Raw genomic sequence first — 1017 nt, 5'->3', positions numbered from 1 at the left:
AGATACTGAAGAGCTATTTTTGCTAGATGCGGATTAAAGACCACAACCGAATGCCATTCTGTTTTGTCTACTTTTTGATTGGTAGCCTTGTCTGTATAGCTTTCAGAAGTTGCCATACGAAAATTGACTACCTCGGTACCTGAGGTCATTGTTTTACTTTCAGGATTGGCTCCTAGATAACCAATTAAAATCACTTTATTAAGCATATTTGTAGTCCTATTAGATTTGTACTTTAAACACGTACAAAATCTTAACATAATATTTATGTTTATTCAATATTTACAGTATATTAATAACAGTTTTTTAAAGTATCACATTATATTTTTTGTTTGATAAATTATTCATCAAAAAAACGTGATATATAGGTACTTAAGTCTTGTATTTAAAACTCTTGATATACATACATAAATGTATTAACATAAGACATGAAAATAAGATTTGAATGGGATGAAGCTAAAGCGAAAAGTAATATTAGAAAGCACCGTGTAAGTTTTGAAATAGCTGCACGTGTTTTTACTGACCCATTTGCTATGGTTAAATCAAGACCGTATTGAAAACGGAGAATATCGTTGGCAAACTTTAGGTCTTGTGGATGGTTTTCTATTACTCCTTGTAGCTCATACTGTTCATGATGATAAAGATGGCATAGAGGTAATCCATATTATTTCAGCACGACGTGCCAATTTGAAAGAGAGAAAACGTTATGAAGAAGAAAATTCGTTATGAAATTGATGTAGGCAACTTATCACCTTTAACAGATAAACAAAGAGTTGAAATTAAAAAACTGGCTGTAATGCCGGATAGCACAATTGATCATAGTGATATTCCACCACTAGATGATGCATTTTGGAAAAATGCAGTGCGTAACCCATTCTACAAACCAACTAAGACTGTCACAACGGTGCGTGTAGATTCAGATGTGCTGGCATGGCTTAAAAGCCAAGGCAAAGGCTATCAGACAAGAATTAATGCCATTTTACGTGACGCTATGCTTCGTTCAATGCGATAAACTCATTT

At 33.4% G+C, this 1017-nt stretch carries 2 protein-coding genes and 1 pseudogene; 2 read left to right on the top strand and 1 reads right to left on the bottom strand.

Translation table 11 applies throughout. From position 1 onward, the window contains the following. Positions 1-206, bottom strand: a 206-nt coding sequence (ssb, locus tag ABID39_RS07890) for a single-stranded DNA-binding protein (RefSeq protein ID WP_354187618.1), incomplete at its 3' end; no start/stop codon positions are given. Positions 207-425: 219 nt separating this feature from the next. Between ssb and ABID39_RS07885 the strand changes: the two are divergent. Next, positions 426-726 (top strand): annotated as a pseudogene (locus tag ABID39_RS07885) (BrnT family toxin). Beyond that, the gene (locus ABID39_RS07880) at positions 704-1009 is read left to right on the top strand and encodes a BrnA antitoxin family protein (RefSeq protein WP_354187616.1); all 306 of its coding nucleotides are present in this window, start codon (positions 704-706) and stop codon (positions 1007-1009) included. The pseudogene ABID39_RS07885 and the gene ABID39_RS07880 overlap by 23 nt, the downstream one beginning before the upstream one ends. Positions 1010-1017 lie beyond the last annotated feature (8 nt).

The organism is Bartonella japonica, assembly GCF_040545385.1.
In the GTDB taxonomy this organism is placed as follows: Bacteria; Pseudomonadota; Alphaproteobacteria; order Rhizobiales; family Rhizobiaceae; genus Bartonella; species Bartonella japonica.
This window is presented reverse-complemented; position numbering and strand designations above follow the sequence as displayed.

Coding starts and splice junctions, on each gene's coding strand:
- ABID39_RS07880 (WP_354187616.1), top strand. CDS start 704: ATGAAGAAGAAAATTCGTTATGAAATTGATGTAGGCAACTTATCACCT.